Genomic DNA, 19,719 nt, shown 5'->3' on the forward strand with positions numbered 1-19,719 from the left:
TCACGATGGGTCGAGCTCCTTGAGAAAGAGCTGATGCAGGTATTGATTCAGCCGGCGTGAGGCGATCGGCAGCGGGGCGTCGTTGAACTGCACAGGATCGATATCGTCACCCACACGCAGCAGTACCACCATGCGGCGATCGGGAATCCGGTACCACGGCTCGGCCTTGGTCAGCGTGGTCGGCGTCACCGAGATGAACACCGGCGTGATCGTGCGTGCGCCGCGCAAAGCGATGGCTGCCGCGCCGCGGTGAAATACCGGCGCACGTCCAGGCGTGGTGCGCGTGCCTTCGGGAAAAATCACCAGAGTCTGGCCTTCGCGCAGGACATCGGCAGCCTGTTCGAGCATTTCCGGGCTGCCGTTATTGCTGATGTATTGCGCTGCGCGGACAGCGCCATGCATGCACGGGTTTTCCCACAGGCTGGCCTTGACAATGCAGTTGGTATCGCGGATCTGCGAGATCAGGAAGATCACATCGATCAGCGACGGATGGTTGGCGACGACCAACTGCCCCGGTTGCCCGAGGCGCTCGCCGCCTTCGATGCGGAAGTCCAGCACGCGCGTGCGATACATGAACTGCATGTGCAGGTAGAACGCGTGATGCACCACCGAACGCGCGCGCCGACGGTGCACCGTGGCATCGCCCGGCAGCAACACCAGCAGCGGCAGGATCAGCACGCACAGGATCAGTCCGCCGATGCCGAACAGCGCGAAGCTGGCGCCGGTGGCTAACAACCGCTGCAACCACGCGTCGCGACGGTGGTTCAGCGGGTACGCTGCCAATTCCATCGGCGTGTCTTCCATACGTGCTCCAATGATTTCTCGCCGGTCTGCGATGCCCGCAGAAAGTCGAGCGCATGTGGCCACGCGCAGTGCGCGCTGCCGCCGTCGTGCCGGTCCAGACGCAGTTGCCAGCACGCGTCCGTCGATTGTGGTCCGGATGTGTCGACTCTCCCCAGTCGCAATGCCAGAGCATACGAGAATGGCACGTCCACAATCCACCCCGCGTAGGCCGATGGTGGCGTTTCCTCGGCAATCACCGTGAGCACGCTCGATGCGCCTGCCTCGAGCAACATGGCTGATTCCAGCAATGCGTGCTCGAACGTATCGGCTTCGCCGGCGATCGCCACCGACTCGCCACGCTGGCCGCGCAGGATCGACCATTGACCGGCGATCGCGTTGTGCACCGACAGGCCGAACTGCGTCGGTGACAGCGGCTGTTCGTCGGTCACGTCGCCGAGCAGGGCGAAGGTACGCGTGGTTTCGCCGTGGCGTGAGCCGAACACGAATGGCAGCTGCTCCTCGTTGCTGCACAGCGGCGAGGCTACTTCCATCGTCATGCGCGCCAGTCGGCTCAGCCGGCGTCGTTGCATCGCGGGCAGTGACAGGCATTCCGGTTGTTCCAGCCGGTCGGGTACCGCGACGGGTGATTGTGCCCACGTCGTCCACGCCTGCGGGCTGTCCAGCCCCGGCGCCCAAGCGCGCCATTGCTCGATGCGGAACTCCATCATGCTGCGTGCTCCGTAAAGCGGCGGAACATCAGTGCGGCGCAACTGCCACCGAAACCGAAACTGTTGGAGAGCACGCTGTCGAGGCGGCGCGCATGCGTCTGCGTGACCAGCGGTGCGTTAGCGAACGCGTTGTCGCTCGTGCGCACCGGCGTGCCGGCGGCGATGAAGCCGTATTCCATCATCAGCAGACTGGCGATCGCATCCAGCGCACCGGCTGCGCCGGGTGCGTGGCCGCTCTGGCCCTTGATCGATGACATCGGAGGCACCGCGGCATGACGTTCGGCGAATACGGATTCGATCGCCTGCCATTCCTCCACGTCGCCCAGTGGCGTGGAGCAGGCGTGCGTGTTGATGTAGTCGGGCAGGGCGCCGGCCTGATCAAGCGTCAGCCGCAGCGCCCGCGCGATGCCATCGGCATCGGGGCTGACGATGCTGGTCGGGTCTGTGCTGGCGCCGTAGCCAGTTAGTTCGGCAAGTACCGTAGCGCCGCGCGCGTTCGCATGGGCCAGCGATTCCAGCACCAGCATGCCCGCGCCGGCCGCCAGCACAAAGCCGTCGCGGTCGCGGTCGTAGGGGCGTGAAGCCAGTTGCGGTTGCGCGTCGCTGGCCACGGATAACGCGCCCATGGCGTCGAACCAGGTGGCGGTGCCTTCGAATAGTTCCTCGCTGCCGCCGGTCAGCACGAGTTGCTGCCGACCGAGCTGGATCAGTTCCATCGCGTGGCCGATCGCCAGCGACGCGCTGGTGCACGCCGAACTCACCGTCATCGCCACGCCACGGATACCGAACGCGTGCGCGAGGGTGGCCGACAGTGCGCTGCTCATGCCACGCGGCACCAGGAATGGCGACAATCGGCCAACACCTTTGGCGTGGTAACTGTTCAGTCCTTCCTCGTACACGCTCAGCGAGGCGCCGCCGCCGACCACCAATCCGCAGTCGTCCGCCTGCAACGCATCCATCTTCAGCCCGGCCTGTGCGAGCGCCTCGTTCAATGCGTGCCATGCGTACAGCACCGGTGGCGCGAGAAAGCGGCGCAGCTTGCGCGGCGGTTCGGTCAGCGCGGAAATATCCACTGGGCCGCCGACCCGTGCGTTCAACCCGCGTCGGGCGAAACTGTCGATCGCGCGCAAACCGCTGCGACCGCTGCGCAATGCGTCTAGCATCTGCGCGCGGCCGTTGCCGAGGCAGCTGACCACGCCCATGCCGGTCACCACCACGCGCGGTAGGCCGCGCACATCGAGCATGCCCGACGGCATCAGTCGCAGGCCCTGAAGATCAGCGACGTATTGATGCCGCCAAAAGCGAAGTTGTTGTTCATCACACAATCGGTGGCGATGCGCCGACCGTCACCGGTGATGTGGTCGAGCTCGGCGCATTCCGGATCGGGATCGAGCAGGTTGATCGTGGGTGCGAACCAGCCGCCCTGCATCATGCGGATCGCCCACCACGCTTCCAGCGCGCCGCACGCGCCGAGCGTATGGCCAACGTAGCTCTTCATCGAACTGATGGGCACACGCGAACCGAGCACCGAGGCGGTGGCATGGCTTTCCGCCACGTCGCCGCGATCGGTCGCGGTGCCGTGCGCGCTGATATAGCCGATCGCTTCGGGCAACAGCTTCGCATCGGCAAGCGCGAGCCGCATCGCGACTGCCATCGTCTCGCGCGTGGGCTGCGTGATGTGGCTACCGTCGGAGTTGCAACCGAATCCGATCACCTCGGCGTGGATCGTCGCACCGCGCGCCTTCGCGTGTTCGTATTCCTCCAGCACCAGCGTGGTCGCACCTTCGCCGACCACCAGTCCGTCGCGTGCACGATCGAACGGACGCGGCGTCAGTGATGGTTCGTCGTTGCGCGTGCTGGTGGCGAACAGCGTGTCGAACACCGCCGCGCCGGGGCCGGAAAGTTCTTCGGCACCGCCGCAGAGCATCATCGTCTGCTTGCCATGCTGGATCGCCTCGAAGCCGTAGCCGATCGCCTGGCTGCCCGACGTGCACGCACTAGACGTCGGAATGATGCGGCCCTTGAGGCCGAAGAACACGCCCACGTTCACCGCGGTGGTGTGCGCCATCATCTGGATGTAGCTGGTCGCGGTGACGCCCTGCATCGAGCCGGTTTCGAGCATCTTGCCGACCACGCGGACCGGTTCGATGCTGCCGCCGGACGAGCCGTAGGCTACGCCCATGCGGCCATCGCGGATCGACTCGTCGTTGAGCAGGCCGGCGTCGCGCAAGGCGTGCTCGCTGGCGGCTACCGCCAGTTGCGCCACGCGGCCCATCGAGCGCGTGAGACGGCGTGGCCAGCCGGGTAGCTTGAAGTCATCGACCGGACAGCCGAGACGGGAATTCAGCGCATCGAAATAATCCCACTCGTGCATGCGCCGCACGGCGTTGCGGCCTTCGCGCAGTCGCGCTTCGATCTGCGTCCAGTCGTGACCGAGCGCGGTAATGCCGCCCATGCCGGTGATCACCACGCGCTTCATCGCGGCTTCCTGAAAGAGAAAATGAAAGTCATCGCGTCGTCGCTCCGTGAACCGGCAGGCTCGCAGGCACCAGCAACGCGGTGCAACCGATGCCCAGCAGCAGGGTCAGGCCGAAATCACGCAGCGCCGGCATCGAACTCAGCGCCAGCAGGCCGAACGACAGCAGCGCGGTAACGGCAGACAGCAGCACGCTGGCGTACATCGCGCCGGGGCGATGCACCACATGCGGCTCGCCCTCCAGCAGAAACACCGCGTAATTCGCACCCACGCCCAGCACGAGCATGAACGCCATCCAGTGGAACAGCGTCAGTGGATGACCGAGATAGCCGAGCACTGCCAGGGTGAGGCCAATGCCGAACACCGGCGGTACCAGCACGCGTGGCGCGTTGCGTATGCCGTAACGCCAGCCGAATACAGGCGCGATCAACAGTAGCGCGGCGAGCAGCCAGACGCTGGCGTAGCCGCGATAGCGCCCGAACAGGTTCGAGACGCTGGCCGGTTTGTCGACCAGCTGCACGCCTGCGAGTCCCATCGCGGCGGCGTGTAGCGGTATGACGTCATCCTGACCCTGCGGCAGCACCAGCGTGGCGTAGCCATGTGCATTGCGGCCCATCCACAAGTGACGGAATGGCGCGGAAATCGGCGTGGCGAGCCACTGCTGCAGATCGATCGTGGTGCCCGGCCATGCAGCGATGTACGCATCAATCGCTGATGAGCGAAAGCTGGCATCGCCCAGCAGCTTGCGCATACGCGCGCGGTCGGACATCAGTGGCGCGAGCAGCGCGTGATCGGCTGCCTGCCGCTGCTGCGACGGCACCATCCCGGCCAGGCCGATCCAGCCCCGCAGCTTGCCGTCACGCATCAGCGACTGCAGGCGCTGCTCCAGCGCTTCCTCGCGCTGCAGCGTCTGCTCGATGCTGTCGCCCTGCACCAGATAGAACTGGCTGCCGTTACCGAGCCCGGTGATCGTGCGGATCTGCAGCTCCTGTGCATCCAGCGCAGGCGGCGGCGCAATCAGCAGGTGCACGTCGTCGTCATGGCGCAGCTGCCACCAGCCCGGCACGGCAATCAGCAGAAGCAACAATGCGATCCCCCATCCGTGCGAGCCATTGCCGAAGCGGGCAATCGTGTTCTGCATCGCCAGCGCGCCACGCACCAGCGTCGGCGATAGTGGTTTGGACGGTCGTTGCAATAGCGCGGGCAACAACCAGAACACGCTCACGCACGCGGCCAGCATGCCGCTCATCGCAAAGCACGCCATCTGGCGCAGGGCAGGGAACGGCACCATGCCGAGCAGGGCATAACCGAGCAGCGACGTGCCTAGCGCCAACAGCAGGGCCATGCGCACCTGACGCAAGCCAGCGCGCGGCTGCCAGTGTTCGCCGGCGTTCGCGCGCGCCGTCAGGTATTGGATCGAATAGTCCACGGCTTCACCGAGCAGCGCCGCGCCAAACACCAAAGTCAGCAAGTAGATCTTGCCGAATATCAACAGGGTTATCGTGGTCGCGGCGATCACGCCGACCAGCGTCGACAGGAACGCCAGCAGCAGCGGTCCCGGCGAACGGAACGCCCAAAGTAGCAACAGCGCAATACCGATCGAAGACACCCAGCCGACCAGATGCACGTCGTGCTCCGCGCCCGCACGCGCCGCGGCGGCGTAGAACAGCGCGCCGGTGCGCAACACGGTGGTGCCGGGGTAGTCGTGCGTGATTGAGCGCTCGACGCGATCCAGCGTGGCTAGTGCGCGCCGCTGCACCGAATCGTCGTACGACGAACCATCCAAAGTGGCGGTCACCATCACATAGGTGCGGTCGTCGCGATGCGCGGTGAGCAGGTTGTCTTCCGGCAGCAATGCAGAACGGCTCCATGGCTGCTGATCCATCCAGTGCTGCAGCCAGCCGAACGGATCGTCCTGCAATGACGTGCCCATGGCGGTGGCGAACGGTTCATTGAGATGTCGCGCGAGTACCTGCGCGGGATCGAAGTCCGGCTGCATCAACGCACTGCGATCGACATCGGACAGCAAGCTGAAGCGATGCGCCAGATACGGCGCGACGAATTGCTGCAGATCGAACGGCGGCAGCTCCGCCAGCACTGACGAAAAGACATCGTCCGATTCCAGCGCTTCACCCAGTGCGCGTGCTGCTGACTTGGCGCGATCGTCATCGGCGTTGGTAACCAGCAGTACCAGGCGATCGCCGTTGGCGTGGGCCAATCGCTCCACCGCGGTTTCGGCCAGCGGATCCTGTTCGGTGGCGGGCAGCATCGCCAACAGGTCGGTCTGGATCGGCAACGGTCCGCGGCCGAACAGTAGCCACGTGCCGAGCAGCGCCACCATCAGTGTCGCGACGGTGAAGATGCCAGCACGCAACCATAGCGACGCAGGTTTCATGGCAGGCCGAGCGCGCTTTTTTCGGCGGCGGTGATCGCGCCTGCATCGCGCGCGTCGGTGAAGCGGATATCGGTGGCCGAGCCGTCGTGCATGTCGATGCGAATGCCTTCGAGGAAGGCATTACCGTTGAGATCGATACTGGCAAGCACATGGGCGATGCGCGATTGCTTCGGCGTGAAGTGCAGCATCCATTTTGTCATGGTGCCGCTCGTCTGCACATCGAACTGGCGCAAGACATCGTCGGGCTTTCCCGCCAGCAACGACTGCAGCATCTGCGACACCTGGCTCACCCCGCGCGCATCGCGGATCGGCTGAAGCTTGCCCTGCGCGTCGAGCCGCGCAGCGCGGCTGCCGGTGAGCGCGATGGTTTCCTGATATGGCTGCTCGGTCTGCCAAAGCATGCCGTGGGCCAGCACGAACAGCAGCGTGCCATGGCTGATCTGGGGCTGCATCAGTGCAGGATTCGAGCGTGTCTGAGTGAAACCGGCGCGCACTGCGGTGTGGTTGCTCAGACCCGTCAGCACATTCTTTAGCAGCAACGGATCGGCATTGGTGGCATGCACGGCGAAACTCGCGCCGTACGATAGCGCGCAGCAAAGCAGGAAGTTCATCAGACGGTGCATGCAGGTTCTTTTCTTCGTAATCGACGCCAGAGCAGGCCGGGCGCGCGCGGCAACATACCCAGCAGCAACCGGGTGTGCATCGCGGTAATGCGCAGGTTGTCGTGCAGCATGCGGAAATGGGAAAGGCCGTTTTCCGGGTAGATCACCCGGGTGGGCAGGTTGCGCACCGGCACGCCGCGCCACAGCAGGCGCACGGCGGCTTCGGTGTCGAAATCCATTCGCGCGGGAAACGGTGCATGCGCGATCTCCGCACAAGTCGCTTCCAGCGGGTATAAGCGATAGCCACACATCGAATCGTCGATCGCCAACGACAGCGTTTCGATCCACACACACACATGCGTGAGATAGCGACCGTACAACCGTGCTCTCGGCACGCTGTCGTCGTACACGGCACGTCCGCAGATCATGGCCTGCGGATTCGCGCGTGCTTCGACAATGAATCGCGGTGCGTCAGCGGTGTCGTGCTGGCCATCGGCATCAATCTGCAATGCATGCGTGTAACCCGCGTCGCGCGCGACCAGCAGGCCGGCAGCGAGCGCGCGTCCCTTGCCCTGATTCTGCGGTAGGCGGATCAGCCGGACGTCCGGCGTGGTGCTGTCGATTTCGCCGACCAGCACGTCTAGCACTTCGCGGGTGGCCGTGTTGCTGCCGTCGTCCACAATCACCACCGGCAACCCGTGTGCGCGCAATGCATACACGGTGCGGGCGATTGTGTCCTTGTGGTTATATATCGGGATCAGTGCGCAGGGAGCGAAGCGTTCGAGCGTGGCTGGCATGTGACGCAGTCGTGTAACGTCAGCGGGCGAGCAGGGTGCGCACGGTGGCGATCACGTCGCCCACGGTACGCACGCTCTTGAAATCCTCTGGCTTGATGCGCATGCCAGTCATCTCCTGCACCTGGATCGCGAGATCCACCGCGTCGATGCTGTCCAGTTCCAGCTCGGTGAAAAGATGGGCCGAAGGAACGACGCGCGCAGGATCGATCTCGAACGTGTCGCGAAGCACTTCCCTGAGCCTATCCAGGATGTCTTCGTCGCTGATCCCTGCTTCCATCATCATCGTGCTCATAACTTGTCCGCCTGCTCCTGTCCCGGTCAATCCATGCGCAATGCGCTATCCCCCACACCGGGCGCAGTCGCGCACCGAACCGTGGCATTCCTAGATTTCGAAACCAACGGTTTCGAGATGTGCCGACCGGCCTGGACCGATCTATCCCGCGAAGCGGGTCCCCTTCACACCATGCCTCTATCACGCAAAGGCTTAGTTATGTGAACAATATGTTGCGTAGTGTAACAGAATCACCGTTGGCGTCAGCCTCCAGTAAGTCGGCAATCACCTTCCCGCACATGAAAAGGCCGCCAGTATCCCGGCGGCCTTTTCATGTGCGGCTAACGTTTACTGACCGCGCATGCGGCCCTGGAAGCGTGTGCTGCCGTTGCCCATGTGCGGCAGCTTGATCTTGCCGATCGCGTTGATGCGCTCTTCGGCCAGACGGTCCGCGGCCAGGTAGGTCGGCACGTTTTCGGTCTTGCTGATCTCGAAGATGCGTCCGAGGTTGTAGTAGATCGTGCGCATCATGCGCATCGCACGCTCGCGGTTGTAGCCGTCGATTTCCAGCGAGATGTTCATCACGCCACCGGCGTTGACCGCATAATCGGGTGCGTAAACCACGCCGCGCCGGAACAGCTCGTCACCGATCGCATCGGTGGCCAGCTGGTTGTTGGCTGCACCACAGATCACTTTGGCCTTGATCCGATCGATCGTCTGCTCGTTGATCGTGCCGCCCAGTGCGCACGGCGAATACACGTCGGCGTCGACATCGTAGATTTCGTCCAGGCCAACGGCTTCGCAGCCCAGCTCGTCCACGCAGCGCTGCACCAGCTCTTTGTTGATATCGGTGACGAACACCTTGGCGCCTTGCTCGCGCAACAGCTTGATGAACTCCATGCCGACATGGCCGCAGCCCTGCACGGCATAGCTGTGCTTGCCCACATCCTCGTTGCCGTACTTGAACTGCAGCGCGGCCATCAGGCCCTGCAGCGTGCCGAACGCGGTGAATGGCGACGGATCACCCGAACCGCCGTGCACCTGATGCACGCCGGTCACGTATTCGGTTTCGCGAAAGACGTATTCCATGTCGTTGACGTCGATGCCGACGTCCTCGGCCGTGATATAGCGGCCGTTGAGCGAATTGACGAAGCGGCCGAACGCGCGGAACAGCGCCTCGGACTTGTCCTTGCTCGGGTCGCCGATGATCACCGCCTTGCCGCCGCCCAGATTCAGGCCGGCCACCGCGTTCTTGAACGTCATGCCGCGCGACAGACGCAGCACATCGTTGATGGCCTCCTGCTCGGTCTTGTACGGCCACATGCGCAGGCCGCCGAGCGCAGGGCCCAGCACCGTGTTGTGAATCGCGATGATGGCCTTGAGGCCGGCGTCCTTGTTCTGGCAGAACACGACTTCTTCGTGACCGGTGTTGGCGATGGTTTCAAAGATCATTGGAACGGTTGACTCCATGAAGGACGGTGCCGGGTCGATGGTGTGAGCGGCACTGAAGAGGGCGGGAAGGCCCGTCGTGGGGATGATTACGCCGAAATTTATCGCCCCGATCGAAGCCGGGGCGATGATTCAAGGCGCGCAGTTTAGTACGTCACTGGATCGAGTGGTGCGGCGCTGCATCACGCCGTCCTTGCAGGGGCGCAGGCTTTCAGCCCAGTCATCACGCAGCTCTGGCCTTGCATGGTTCAGAGCGAATACCACACGGCCGGGCGAAAGTGCCAGCCATCGCCATGCTGTTCCCAGTGCGCGTCCGAGTAGCGAAAGTCGGCCCGTTCCTTGATCCATTCCCCGGGCACCGCCACAAAATCGTGACCATCCCATTTCCAGTAAGGCCGCACGCGTATGTAGCCCTGGCGAAACTGTGCCGGTTCGGAAATCGACGGTGGCGGTGCCCGCGGCGCCACTACGTCGTTGTCCAGGAGATGCGCAAGCAGCGGACGATGTACAACCGGCGGGTGGTCGGTGGTCGACTGCCCGGCGCAGCCGGTGACGAGCACGGTGGCGAGGGCGAGCAGGACAGAAGCGAGTACGCGGGTGGACATGAAGTGCGTTTCCAAAGGGAATTCAGTCAAAGCATACCCTGCGTTAGCCACAAGAAAACGCCCCGACAGGCGGGGCGTTTTCATCCATCAGCTGCGGCCGATCTCAGCCGACAATCCACACACCGGCGCGCCAGTGCCAGCCATCACCGTGCTGTTCCCAGTGCGGGTGCACATAGTGGTAACCCGGGCGTACAGCTTCCCAGTGACCGCGCACGGTCACGTACTGACGGCCATCCCAGCGGTAGTAACTATGTGACCAGATGTAGCCCGGGCGCGGGCCAACCTGCTCGACGATAACCGGCGGCGGTGGGCGCGGCGCGACCACTTCCACGTACGCCGGCTGTTGCTGCTGCACGTACACCGGGCGGTCATGCACCACCCGCTCCTCCACGCAACCGCTGGCTAACGCAGCTGCGACGATTAACGACGTAACTGCAAGAAGACGAATGGACATGGTCGAATGTTTTCCTTGGGTTGGGTTGAGAAATGTAAAGTTGCGTGGTGCGCCTAGTGTCAGCGGACGGAGGCTTTCTCGACACCCGTCCGCTGATCGCAGGTTGTTGCGCGTTCAGCGCGCCCAATAGCCGTTGCGGAAGCGCCAGCCGTCAGGGCCGTGGTCCCAATACGCCGGACGCCAGTTGTAACCCGGGCGACCACGCACCCAGTAACCGCCGACCCAGACATGGCTGTGACGATAGCCATCCCAACGCCAGTAACCAGGCGCCCAGACATAGCCATAACGCGGCGGCGGCACGCGCTCGAAACGCGGCGGCGGCGGCGCAATGCCAACCCGGGTGGTGACATAAACCTGTGCCGCGGCCGGCGGCGCGTACGTTGCACCAGCGAAGGCCAAGCCGAGTCCGGCGAGCAGGGCCAGCTTGAGAGGCATGCTTTTCATCGTTTCATCTCCCGGCCGCACCATGCGGCTTGCACTGTCAGTAACGCCGCGTCACCGCCTCTGTTGACTTCTTGCGATCCGCTCGTTCAGGTTCGAGCCGGGGGAGCAGCAGACCTGCCCGTGCGATGCAAATTTTCCCGGCGTCGATACCCGATTGGCGTTCCCCAAGCCGTGTCGGATGCGTTATGGTTATGCTGCAACGCAACAAGCAACGTCATACGCCAGCACGCGTACGTTGATTCTAGTGTCTGGCCCGGCCTCTTTCCAATCCAACGGAGCAACGCCATGCCTTATCCATCTGCTGTCACCCCCGCTTCCTCCTCACGCATCGCCAGCCACAGTTTCAAGATGCGTTCGGTACGCGCCGGCTTTGCGCTCGGTAGTCGGCTCATGCCGCATCGAACGCTCGATCGCGCCGCCAAACTTTTCTCCACGCCGTATGCCAGCAGCCATCGCCGCGCGCTCGCGGCCAAGCCCGATCCGGACATGCGCCGCGGCGAAATCTTTCTGCATGGCCAGCGCGTCGTGACCTACATCTGGGGCGACCCCAGTACCCAGCCTTACGCGCTGCTGGTGCACGGCTGGTCCAGCTTCGGCTTGCGCTACCTGTCATGGATACCGCATCTGCGCGCCCTGGGTTATGCAGTCATCGCCTTCGATCAGCCTGGTCACGGACTCAGCGATGGGCAGTACTGCACGTTGCCCAATTTCGTTGAAACCACCAACGAGATAGGCCGCTGCTTCGGTCCGGCCGCGCTGGCTGTGGGTCATTCACTGGGTGCCGCCGCGCTGGTGATGGCGCAGGATCACCAATGGCGCGCGCACCGGATGATTCTGCTGGCGCCCGTCGCCGACATGGTTGCCGCTACCGATCGCTTTATGGAGATGGTGCATCTGGGCCCACACCTGCGCGAGCCATTTTTTGCCTGGCATCAGCAGAAAACCGGTGTGCATCCGCAGGATCTGCAAACCCATCGGCATCTGGCCGCCTTGGGCCAGCCCGGACTGATCGTGCACGACCTCGGCGACGAAGACGTGCCGTGGGAGGAGGGCGAACGCTGCGCCAGCCACTGGTCCAGTGCCCGCCTGCTCAGCACGCAGGGCCTGGGCCACCATCGCGTGGTGGATGCGCCGGAAGTGATCGATGCGTCACTGGCTTTCGTGCGTGGCGAAAACGTCGGCGATCGCGTCGTCGGCAGCCGCAATCTCGCTTACGGCATCTAGACGACCGGTATCCAGACAACGCGGTCGTACCCGTCCGCTGCAGTGCACCAGAGTGGGCGCACGAACCCCACTAGAATGGCCGGTCTAGTCGTTTGATGTCGGAGTTGCGCCATGAGTACGCCTGCCAAGCACGTTCCCGCCAGCGACACGCAGGCCGAGTCCACGCCGCTGCGCTTTGTCACCGCCGCCAGCCTGTTCGACGGCCACGACGCGGCCATCAACATCATGCGGCGCATCATCCAGGCGCAGGGCGCCGAAGTGATCCACCTCGGCCACAACCGCTCGGTGGAAGACGTGGTGCGTGCGGCGCTGCAGGAGGACGCCGACGCCATCGCGCTGTCGTCCTACCAGGGCGGCCACGTCGAGTACTTCAAGTACATGGTCGACATGCTGCGCGAGCGCGGCGCCGGTCATGTGCGCGTGTTCGGCGGTGGCGGCGGCACCATCACGCCGGAAGAAATCAAGGAGCTGCAGGCCTACGGCGTCGAGCGCATCTATCACCCCAACGACGGCATGAAGCTCGGCCTCACCGAGATGATCGAAGACGTCATGGCGCGCGCCGGCACCGGTGCCGCCGAGCGCGCGCAGAGTGAAGTGACTGCCGTACCCAAGGTCGATATCGACGACGAAATTTCCATCGGCCACATGCTCTCCGCCATCGAGGAGGGCAAGCTGGCCGACACCGACCTCGCGCTGTTGCGCAAGCAGTGGGCGCTGGCCGGCAAGCAGACGCCCGTGCTCGGCCTCACCGGCACCGGCGGTGCCGGCAAGTCGAGCGTGGTGGACGAACTGCTGCTGCGCTTTCTGCACGCGTTTCCGCAGATGCGCATCGCGGTGCTGGCGGTCGATCCCACCCGTCGTCGCTCGGGTGGCGCGCTGCTGGGCGACCGCATCCGCATGAACTCGCTGCGCAGCCCGCGCGTGTATATGCGCTCCATGGCCACGCGTCGTCAGCACGCGGCCACCAGCATCGTGCTGCACGACTGCATCGATTTCCTGAAGAGCCAGCCCTACGACCTCGTCATCGTCGAGACCGCCGGCATCGGCCAGAGCGATTCGGAAATCGTCGACCTGGTCGACTTTCCCGTCTACGTGATGACCAGCGAATACGGCGCTGCCAGCCAGCTCGAAAAAATCGACATGATCGATTACGCCGAGCTCATCGTGCTCAACAAGTTCGACAAGCGCGGTGCGGAAGATGCGCTGCGCGACGTGCGCAAGCAGTGGAAGCGCAACCGCACCGCCTTCGCCCTGAAGGACGACGAGGTGCCGGTGTATCCCACCATCGCCAGCCAGTTCAACGATCCCGGCGTCACCTGGATGTTCGTCAACCTGTGCCGGCTGATGCGCGACAAGCTCAAGCTGCCGGCCGACAAGTGGTCGCCGCAGCTCGACACCACGCTGAAAGAGCCGCGCGCCACCGTGCTGATTCCCGGCCAGCGCGTGCGTTATCTCGCCGAGATCGCCGAGCAGGGCCGCAGCATCAATGCCGGCATCCAGAAGCAGGCCGAGTTCGCCAGCAAGGCGCAGCACTACTACGAGTCACTGAAAGAACTCGGCGACAGCAAGCTGCCGCACGCGCTCGACCTCTACCACTCCACGGATTTGTTGTCGCATATCGGCAACGACGGCCAAGCGGTCGACCGCAGCTTGCTCACCTTGCGTCAGCGCTACAACGCCGCGCTCGGCGAACTCAGCAAGGAGGCGATCGAACAACTGCGCGCATGGCCGGCGCTGTTCGAATCCGTGACCGTCGAGTTCAACGAGTACACCGTGCGCGACAAGGTGATCCGCGTCGACAACTATCGCGAGTCGCTCAGCCACCAGAAAATTCCAAAAGTCTCGCCGCCCAAATCGAAAGACTGGGGCGAACTCGTGAGCTTTCTCGGCCGCGAAAATCTGCCCGGCCATTACCCGTACACCGGTGGCGTGTATCCATACCGCCGCAGCGGCGAAGACCCGACGCGCATGTTCGCCGGCGAAGGCACGCCCGAGCGCACCAACCGCCGCTTTCATTACTTGAGCCAGGGCGGCGCGGCCACGCGCCTGTCCACCGCGTTCGACTCGGTCACCCTCTACGGCGAAGACTCGGCGCCGCGCCCGGACATCTACGGCAAGATCGGCAACTCCGGCGTCAACATCGCCACGCTCGACGACATGAAGAAGCTCTACTCCGGCTTCGACCTCAGCGCGCCCAGCACCTCCGTCTCCATGACCATCAACGGCCCCGCGCCGATGATCCTGGCGATGTTCATGAACACCGCCATCGACCAGAACGTCGAAAAATACCTGCGCGAAGATCCCGCCCGCTGGGCCGATGCCGAAAAGAAAATCGCCGCCATCTACCAGCACGTGCAGCGCCCGCAGTACCTCGGCGAACTGCCCAAAGGTAACGATGGATTGGGGTTGGGCCTGCTCGGCGTCTCCGGCGACGAGCTGGTGGACGCGGAGACCTACGCGCGCATCAAGCAGCACACGCTGCAGAACGTGCGTGGCACCGTGCAGGCGGACATTCTGAAAGAGGATCAGGCGCAGAACACCTGCATCTTCTCCACCGAATTCGCGCTGCGCATGATGGGCGACATCCAGCAGTATTTCGTCGATCACAAGGTGCGCAACTTCTACTCGGTGTCCATCAGCGGTTATCACATCGCCGAAGCCGGGGCCAACCCGATCAGCCAGCTGGCCTTTACCCTGAGCAACGGCTTCACCATCGTCGAGTACTACCTCGCGCGCGGCATGAAAGTGGACGACTTCGCGCCCAACCTCAGCTTCTTCTTCTCCAATGGCATGGACCCGGAGTACACCGTCATCGGCCGCGTGGCCCGGCGCATCTGGGCGCGCGCCATGCGCGAGCGCTATGGCGCAAGCAGCCGCAGCCAGATGATGAAGTACCACATCCAGACCAGCGGCCGCTCGCTGCACGCGCAGGAGATCCAGTTCAACGACATCCGCACCACGCTACAGGCGATGTACGCGCTGTTCGACAACTGCAACAGCCTGCACACCAACGCCTACGACGAAGCCATCACCACGCCCACCGAAGAAAGCGTGCGCCGCGCCGTGGCCATCCAGATGATCATTAACAAGGAGCTCGGCCTCAACTTCAACGAGAACCCGTGGCAGGGCAGCTACGTGGTCGACGCACTCACCGACCTGGTCGAAGAGGCGGTCTACAAGGAGTTCGAAGCGATCAGCGAACGCGGCGGCGTGCTCGGCGCCATGGATACCATGTATCAGCGCGGCAAGATCCAGGAAGAGTCGATGTATTACGAGCACAAAAAGCACGACGGCTCGCTGCCGCTGATCGGCGTTAACACCTTCCTGCCGAAAGATCATGGGGGCGAGATCGCCACCGAGATCGAGTTGATTCGTTCGACCGAAGAAGAGAAGGGCGCGCAGATCGCCAACGTCAAACGCTACGGCGAGGCGCGCAATGCGCTCGCTTCAGATAGTCTCAAGGTGCTGCAGGGTACGGCGCGCGATCGGCGCAATGTGTTCGAGCAGCTGATTGAGGCGGTGAAGTACAACTCGCTCGGGCAGATCAGTCATGCGCTGTATGACGTGGGTGGGGAGTATCGGCGGAATATGTAGATCATCTCGAGTGCGAGTGCGAGTGCGAGTGCGAGTGCGAGTGTAGGTGGTAGTGGAAGAGTCGAAGCGCATCGGAGGCATTTAGCATGAGTGATTGGAGGAGCCTGCCTGCAGTAGAGGCATGGATTTCCGACTTTCCTGTGCCTGAACAACCAGTGGCTCGGCGTCTATTGTCGGGCATGCTGATAGTAAGTTCAGACGAGCTCAAGAAAGGATTGAGCAGCCATGCGCGCACGTTAATCGGTGAGCACGGCGCGAGAGTCGGATTTTACGTCGAGCGTGAAATTCGAAAACGATTAGGAGTACCCAACAGACTATTTAGCGAACCAAGATGGGGGGTTCGCCGCGCGACGGGATCAAATCCTCTCGTGATCAGCCCGCTTCGAAGGTACAAACAGGAAATTGGAAGCGAAGGAATAGTTGCGCAGCTTGTAACTGAATGGCACCGACGTTTTCGAAATAAGGCACTTGTTCAGCCGTCGCCAGACCAGATTCGAAAGAACAAAGTACGCGACCTAGTAATTGTCACTGATTTCATTGGGAGCGGCGATCGCATACTTTCGTACCTGGAATCTATGTGGCGAGTCAGGTCAATTAGAAGTTGGCATTCCTTGGGGCTCGTACGTATGCATGTGTTTGCCTATGCCGCGACACCGATGGGTCTAACGCGTGTAGAGGCGCATCCATGCGGCCCGATGGTTCATTTGGTTTCAGGCTGTCCTACCGTTGCGACCTGTTTCAATGGTAGATCTTTTCGAGAGCTTGTGAAGTTTTGTTGGAAGCGAGGTCAACCCAGAAATTCAGTCGAAGACGCGATGGGTTACGGTGGTGTCGGGAGTCTCATTGCGTTTGCACATGGTTGTCCCAACACCTCACCGCTTGTGCTGTATAGAGCAGGATCGAGCCCTCTCTTTCCCGCTCGGGTCAATTCGATCGCAGGATTTGGCGATGAGGCTGTCTTGAGACTGTCTAGTGCAAGACAGAAGTTCACGTCAATCGAGCGAGTACAAATTGCCCGCGGAGAATGGATCGATCGTGCTGACGAGCAGGCATTAAAGCGGATGTTGGTGTTGTCCGCGGTCCGAGTGAGCGCGAGGACAGCGGATTCCCTTTCGGCGCGAACGGGACTCCCGACTCAGGAGGTCGCCGGCATACTTTCACAATTGAGGGAGAACAGTTGGGTCAGCGTCACGGGTAAGATCACGCCTGAGGGTATTCGAGAAATGAAGCGAGCAAGCAGGCGGGTCAAGCTACCCTATGCTATTCCACAAGATCGGGATGTCTTTTACTATCCGCAAGGTCTGAGGGCGCCACGTGTCTGAGTTTAGGTATGCCCCATGGAATACTTAGGTATTCTTAGACGAAGCGATTTTTCGTCAGGATCTGGCTACTTGCCGGGTCTTTGGAAAAGCAGGTGCTTGCGTGCAAGACACCTAGCGACGGGACGGCTGGCGGAGTCTTGCCTAGCGTCGCTAGGCGGCTCGCCCGTTGGGCGTCAAAGTAGATGAGGTCGTGGCGTCCTCAGAATTTTGTCCGCGAAGGTCAGCTTCGCGGGGTTGATGATGATGTCATCAATAACGCGGTACTGACTGCGGCGCGTTTGAGGCAGCGAAGCCCTGTGCTTCCGCCAATTTTCTCGCTTGGCCATCTTGCATGGCTAGTTGGCGCGAGCTACGAATTACTCCGTGATGTCGTAAGTCGGTACACCGTCGATCCATATCGTTCCTTCCAAATTCGAAAGCGTCCATTGCCTGGGCAGGGCAAGAGATTTCGTCGGATTTGTGTGCCTGACACATTCTTGATGCTGACTCAGAAATGGATCGCGTCGAATTTGCTGGTTAGAGTGCCGGCGCATTCAGCGAGCGTCGCGTTCTCAAAAGGGGATCGGATTGTTGATGCGGTTCAGCCGCATTGCGAATCTACTTGGCTGATCAAGATGGACGTGGTTAATTTCTTTGAGTCCATCGACGAACGAGTCGTCTACCGCGTATTTCGAAGAATGGGGTACCAACCACTAGTTTCGTTTGAACTCGCGCGGCTTTGTACTCGAATTGGAGCTCCAACTGCCGCCCGGCGAGGGAGAAGATGGAATCCAATTCGGAACTCGGAGTCAAAAATAAGTTCGTACGAGGCGCCACGACTCGGTCACCTTCCACAGGGGGCGCCGACAAGTCCTATGCTAGCCAATCTCGCAGTTATTGAGATGGATGAGCGACTCTCTGAAGTGGCAGGCAAAGCTGGATTTGTCTATTCCAGATATGCAGATGACCTTGCTTTTTCGAGTCGCCGACAACTCGATAGAAAATCTTGCCGAGAGGTTATCGCTAGCGCAAGTGCAATCCTTGATGTCTTCGGATTCAGCGTCAACTCCGCGAAGACATCAGTACGTCCGCCAGGCTCAAGAAAGGTTCTTCTCGGCCTGAATGCGAACTCAGTTCAACCCAGGCTGAGCAGGGAATTGAGAGATCGATTATTGCGTCATCGATATTTTCTATTGCATCCACAAATCGGGCCTGCCAAACACGCAAAGCGGCTCGGATTTGATTCAACAATCGGCTTCAAAAATCATCTATTCGGTCTAGTTGCATATGCCGCACAGGTCGAGCCCGGATTTGCCATGGTCCTCAAGGAAGATCTTGCTCAGATTTCTTGGCCGTTGTGAAAGAAAAACCAAAAAAGGGTCAGGTTGGACTGCTCACGAATTTTCAAAACAGGGCTCAGAGTGCACTTTCGCCAAGCGTGGCTGGCATGCGCGGGCGACCAATCTTGGCGGGTCCAGCGCGGCGGGATAGTTGGGCTTCGATAGCAAGACGAAAGCGATCGGGACGAGGGCGTGTTGGTGCTGGAGGTGGCCGCGGATTGCGTCGATATCGTCCTGCGAGAGTGTTTCCATCGAGAGCGTTCGGTACTCTAAGCAGACTACGACTTGGAGGAGGGTCATCGCGCATTCGGGAAGGCCGTCGACCAGACTAAGTAGATTGCGGCGTGAGAGTGCGGGTCAAGGGGTGGTGACGCCCTGCGCTCGATTTAACTATCTCCGTGCCCCCTTTTGTCATCCGCAGCCGAAAATGCCCTGCGCTGGTCCGAGATCTTGACGACCTCTTCAGTTCCGCTGGAGGCGGTACAAACGGGGGAGTGCAGCTCTGAAGCAGGGCTCTCCGCGCAATCTCGATGACGGAAGTCACGGGAACTGGCTAATTTGTTTCGACGAGCTGAGATGTCGCTATTCAGCTGAAGTTCGCGGTCAACCATGAGCTGAGCGCGAGGCAATCACGGATGCCGCATCTTTTGAGAATATTGACGATATCAGCACCGCTGACAACAAGAATGGGATGCCGATCTTCCCGAATTTCTTTATAGGCCTGCACGTGTAGGTAAGAAGTCGTAACCAATACACCGAATTGTCGGTGTCTCAGGCGAGATATCAATCTTGAGGTTGCCTTGACCCCCACAGAATTGTCTATGTCATAGCACTTGGCCTCAAGTGCGAAATCAACATCTATGGCTGTGATGCCAGATCCAATGCGGTACTTTCCTATTCCGTCCCGTCCTCCATCCCTGGATGGTCGTGTCGGGTCTATCGAGACAACGTTTGGGAGTAACATTTCTACGATTCTGCAGGCGCATTTTTCGAAATCAGTAGGGCACGTTTCGAAACGCTGGTATATCCGTCTTAGCATCTGCACATCTTCCGGTTGGTCTGGCAGTTGCTCTTGCTTGGTTCGGATGACAGTCGTAGGTAGCGCTCGCAGCGCAGTAGGCTGTCCCCCATTTACCCAGCTTATCCATTCCTTAGGCGCGTCTCGAGTTTCATTCGTCCCGTCACGCAAGCTCGAAATCCAACTGCGTGCGATACGCGTAGCGTTTAGCACCGTAAATGTTGCGCGATAGTTTTGA

General features: G+C 61.5%; 15 protein-coding genes. 3 read left to right on the plus strand and 12 right to left on the minus strand.

The window, feature by feature from the left end; genetic code table 11:
- The 12 genes from HDE80_RS13485 to HDE80_RS13540 all read right to left on the minus strand — a co-directional run bounded on the left by HDE80_RS13485 (position 1) and on the right by HDE80_RS13540 (position 11,004).
- The gene (locus tag HDE80_RS13485; protein WP_255483748.1) at positions 1 to 804 is read right to left on the minus strand and encodes a lysophospholipid acyltransferase family protein; all 804 of its coding nucleotides are present in this window, start codon (positions 802 to 804) and stop codon (positions 1 to 3) included.
- Entirely contained in the window at positions 765 to 1,511 is a 747-nt protein-coding gene (locus tag HDE80_RS13490) for a beta-ketoacyl synthase chain length factor (RefSeq protein WP_184671686.1), read from the minus strand. The genes HDE80_RS13485 and HDE80_RS13490 overlap by 40 nt, the downstream gene beginning before the upstream one ends.
- Positions 1,508 to 2,767 carry a beta-ketoacyl-[acyl-carrier-protein] synthase family protein gene (locus HDE80_RS13495; RefSeq protein ID WP_184671688.1) on the minus strand — a complete coding sequence of 420 codons (1,260 nt, stop codon included), beginning with the start codon at positions 2,765 to 2,767 and terminating at the stop codon, positions 1,508 to 1,510. The genes HDE80_RS13490 and HDE80_RS13495 overlap by 4 nt, the downstream gene beginning before the upstream one ends.
- Positions 2,767 to 3,990, minus strand: a complete 1,224-nt coding sequence (locus tag HDE80_RS13500) for a beta-ketoacyl-ACP synthase (RefSeq protein ID WP_184671690.1) — start codon at positions 3,988 to 3,990, stop codon at positions 2,767 to 2,769. The genes HDE80_RS13495 and HDE80_RS13500 overlap by 1 nt, the downstream gene beginning before the upstream one ends.
- Positions 3,991 to 4,018: 28 nt before the next feature.
- Entirely contained in the window at positions 4,019 to 6,382 is a 2,364-nt protein-coding gene (locus HDE80_RS13505) for an MMPL family transporter (RefSeq protein ID WP_184671692.1), read from the minus strand.
- Positions 6,379 to 7,005 carry an outer membrane lipoprotein carrier protein LolA gene (locus HDE80_RS13510; protein ID WP_184671694.1) on the minus strand — a complete coding sequence of 209 codons (627 nt, stop codon included), beginning with the start codon at positions 7,003 to 7,005 and terminating at the stop codon, positions 6,379 to 6,381. The genes HDE80_RS13505 and HDE80_RS13510 overlap by 4 nt, the downstream gene beginning before the upstream one ends.
- The gene (locus HDE80_RS13515; protein WP_184671695.1) at positions 6,993 to 7,781 is read right to left on the minus strand and encodes a glycosyltransferase family 2 protein; all 789 of its coding nucleotides are present in this window, start codon (positions 7,779 to 7,781) and stop codon (positions 6,993 to 6,995) included. The genes HDE80_RS13510 and HDE80_RS13515 overlap by 13 nt, the downstream gene beginning before the upstream one ends.
- Before the next feature lie 19 nt (positions 7,782 to 7,800).
- A complete protein-coding gene (locus HDE80_RS13520) occupies positions 7,801 to 8,073 on the minus strand; it encodes an acyl carrier protein (protein ID WP_184671697.1) in 273 nt (90 codons plus the stop codon).
- Between the two features lie 327 nt (positions 8,074 to 8,400).
- On the minus strand, positions 8,401 to 9,504 hold the full coding sequence (locus HDE80_RS13525; RefSeq protein WP_184601249.1) for a Glu/Leu/Phe/Val dehydrogenase: 1,104 nt from the start codon (positions 9,502 to 9,504) through the stop codon (positions 8,401 to 8,403).
- A 245-nt stretch (positions 9,505 to 9,749) separates the two neighbouring features.
- A complete protein-coding gene (locus tag HDE80_RS13530; RefSeq protein WP_184671699.1) occupies positions 9,750 to 10,106 on the minus strand; it encodes a YXWGXW repeat-containing protein in 357 nt (118 codons plus the stop codon).
- Between the two features lie 103 nt (positions 10,107 to 10,209).
- On the minus strand, positions 10,210 to 10,560 hold the full coding sequence (locus HDE80_RS13535; protein ID WP_184671701.1) for a hypothetical protein: 351 nt from the start codon (positions 10,558 to 10,560) through the stop codon (positions 10,210 to 10,212).
- A gap of 114 nt (positions 10,561 to 10,674) precedes the next feature.
- The gene (locus tag HDE80_RS13540; protein ID WP_184671703.1) at positions 10,675 to 11,004 is read right to left on the minus strand and encodes a YXWGXW repeat-containing protein; all 330 of its coding nucleotides are present in this window, start codon (positions 11,002 to 11,004) and stop codon (positions 10,675 to 10,677) included.
- Positions 11,005 to 11,289: 285 nt separating this feature from the next.
- On the opposite strand from HDE80_RS13540, the gene HDE80_RS13545 reads away from it, so the two are divergent.
- The 3 genes from HDE80_RS13545 (at position 11,290) to HDE80_RS13555 (ending at position 18,484) form a co-directional block, all read left to right on the plus strand.
- A complete protein-coding gene (locus tag HDE80_RS13545; protein WP_255483750.1) occupies positions 11,290 to 12,228 on the plus strand; it encodes an alpha/beta hydrolase in 939 nt (312 codons plus the stop codon).
- A 111-nt stretch (positions 12,229 to 12,339) separates the two neighbouring features.
- On the plus strand, positions 12,340 to 15,822 hold the full coding sequence (locus HDE80_RS13550) for a methylmalonyl-CoA mutase family protein (RefSeq protein WP_184671705.1): 3,483 nt from the start codon (positions 12,340 to 12,342) through the stop codon (positions 15,820 to 15,822).
- Between the two features lie 1,504 nt (positions 15,823 to 17,326).
- A complete protein-coding gene (locus HDE80_RS13555) occupies positions 17,327 to 18,484 on the plus strand; it encodes a reverse transcriptase family protein (protein WP_184671707.1) in 1,158 nt (385 codons plus the stop codon).
- Positions 18,485 to 19,719: the final 1,235 nt, after the last annotated feature.

This window comes from Rhodanobacter sp. A1T4 (assembly GCF_014207185.1).
Lineage (GTDB): Bacteria > Pseudomonadota > Gammaproteobacteria > Xanthomonadales > Rhodanobacteraceae > Rhodanobacter.

Excerpts from the sequence above, each read along its gene's own strand:
- HDE80_RS13485 (WP_255483748.1), bottom strand. The coding sequence starts at position 804 with ATGGAAGACACGCCGATGGAATTGGCAGCGTACCCGCTGAACCACCGT.
- HDE80_RS13490 (WP_184671686.1), bottom strand. The coding sequence starts at position 1,511 with ATGATGGAGTTCCGCATCGAGCAATGGCGCGCTTGGGCGCCGGGGCTG.
- HDE80_RS13495 (WP_184671688.1), bottom strand. The coding sequence starts at position 2,767 with ATGCCGTCGGGCATGCTCGATGTGCGCGGCCTACCGCGCGTGGTGGTG.
- HDE80_RS13500 (WP_184671690.1), bottom strand. The coding sequence starts at position 3,990 with ATGAAGCGCGTGGTGATCACCGGCATGGGCGGCATTACCGCGCTCGGT.
- HDE80_RS13505 (WP_184671692.1), bottom strand. The coding sequence starts at position 6,382 with ATGAAACCTGCGTCGCTATGGTTGCGTGCTGGCATCTTCACCGTCGCG.
- HDE80_RS13510 (WP_184671694.1), bottom strand. The coding sequence starts at position 7,005 with ATGCACCGTCTGATGAACTTCCTGCTTTGCTGCGCGCTATCGTACGGC.
- HDE80_RS13515 (WP_184671695.1), bottom strand. The coding sequence starts at position 7,781 with ATGCCAGCCACGCTCGAACGCTTCGCTCCCTGCGCACTGATCCCGATA.
- HDE80_RS13520 (WP_184671697.1), bottom strand. The coding sequence starts at position 8,073 with ATGAGCACGATGATGATGGAAGCAGGGATCAGCGACGAAGACATCCTG.
- HDE80_RS13525 (WP_184601249.1), bottom strand. The coding sequence starts at position 9,504 with ATGATCTTTGAAACCATCGCCAACACCGGTCACGAAGAAGTCGTGTTC.
- HDE80_RS13530 (WP_184671699.1), bottom strand. The coding sequence starts at position 10,106 with ATGTCCACCCGCGTACTCGCTTCTGTCCTGCTCGCCCTCGCCACCGTG.
- HDE80_RS13535 (WP_184671701.1), bottom strand. The coding sequence starts at position 10,560 with ATGTCCATTCGTCTTCTTGCAGTTACGTCGTTAATCGTCGCAGCTGCG.
- HDE80_RS13540 (WP_184671703.1), bottom strand. The coding sequence starts at position 11,004 with ATGAAAAGCATGCCTCTCAAGCTGGCCCTGCTCGCCGGACTCGGCTTG.
- HDE80_RS13545 (WP_255483750.1), top strand. The coding sequence starts at position 11,290 with ATGCCTTATCCATCTGCTGTCACCCCCGCTTCCTCCTCACGCATCGCC.
- HDE80_RS13550 (WP_184671705.1), top strand. The coding sequence starts at position 12,340 with ATGAGTACGCCTGCCAAGCACGTTCCCGCCAGCGACACGCAGGCCGAG.
- HDE80_RS13555 (WP_184671707.1), top strand. The coding sequence starts at position 17,327 with ATGAGGTCGTGGCGTCCTCAGAATTTTGTCCGCGAAGGTCAGCTTCGC.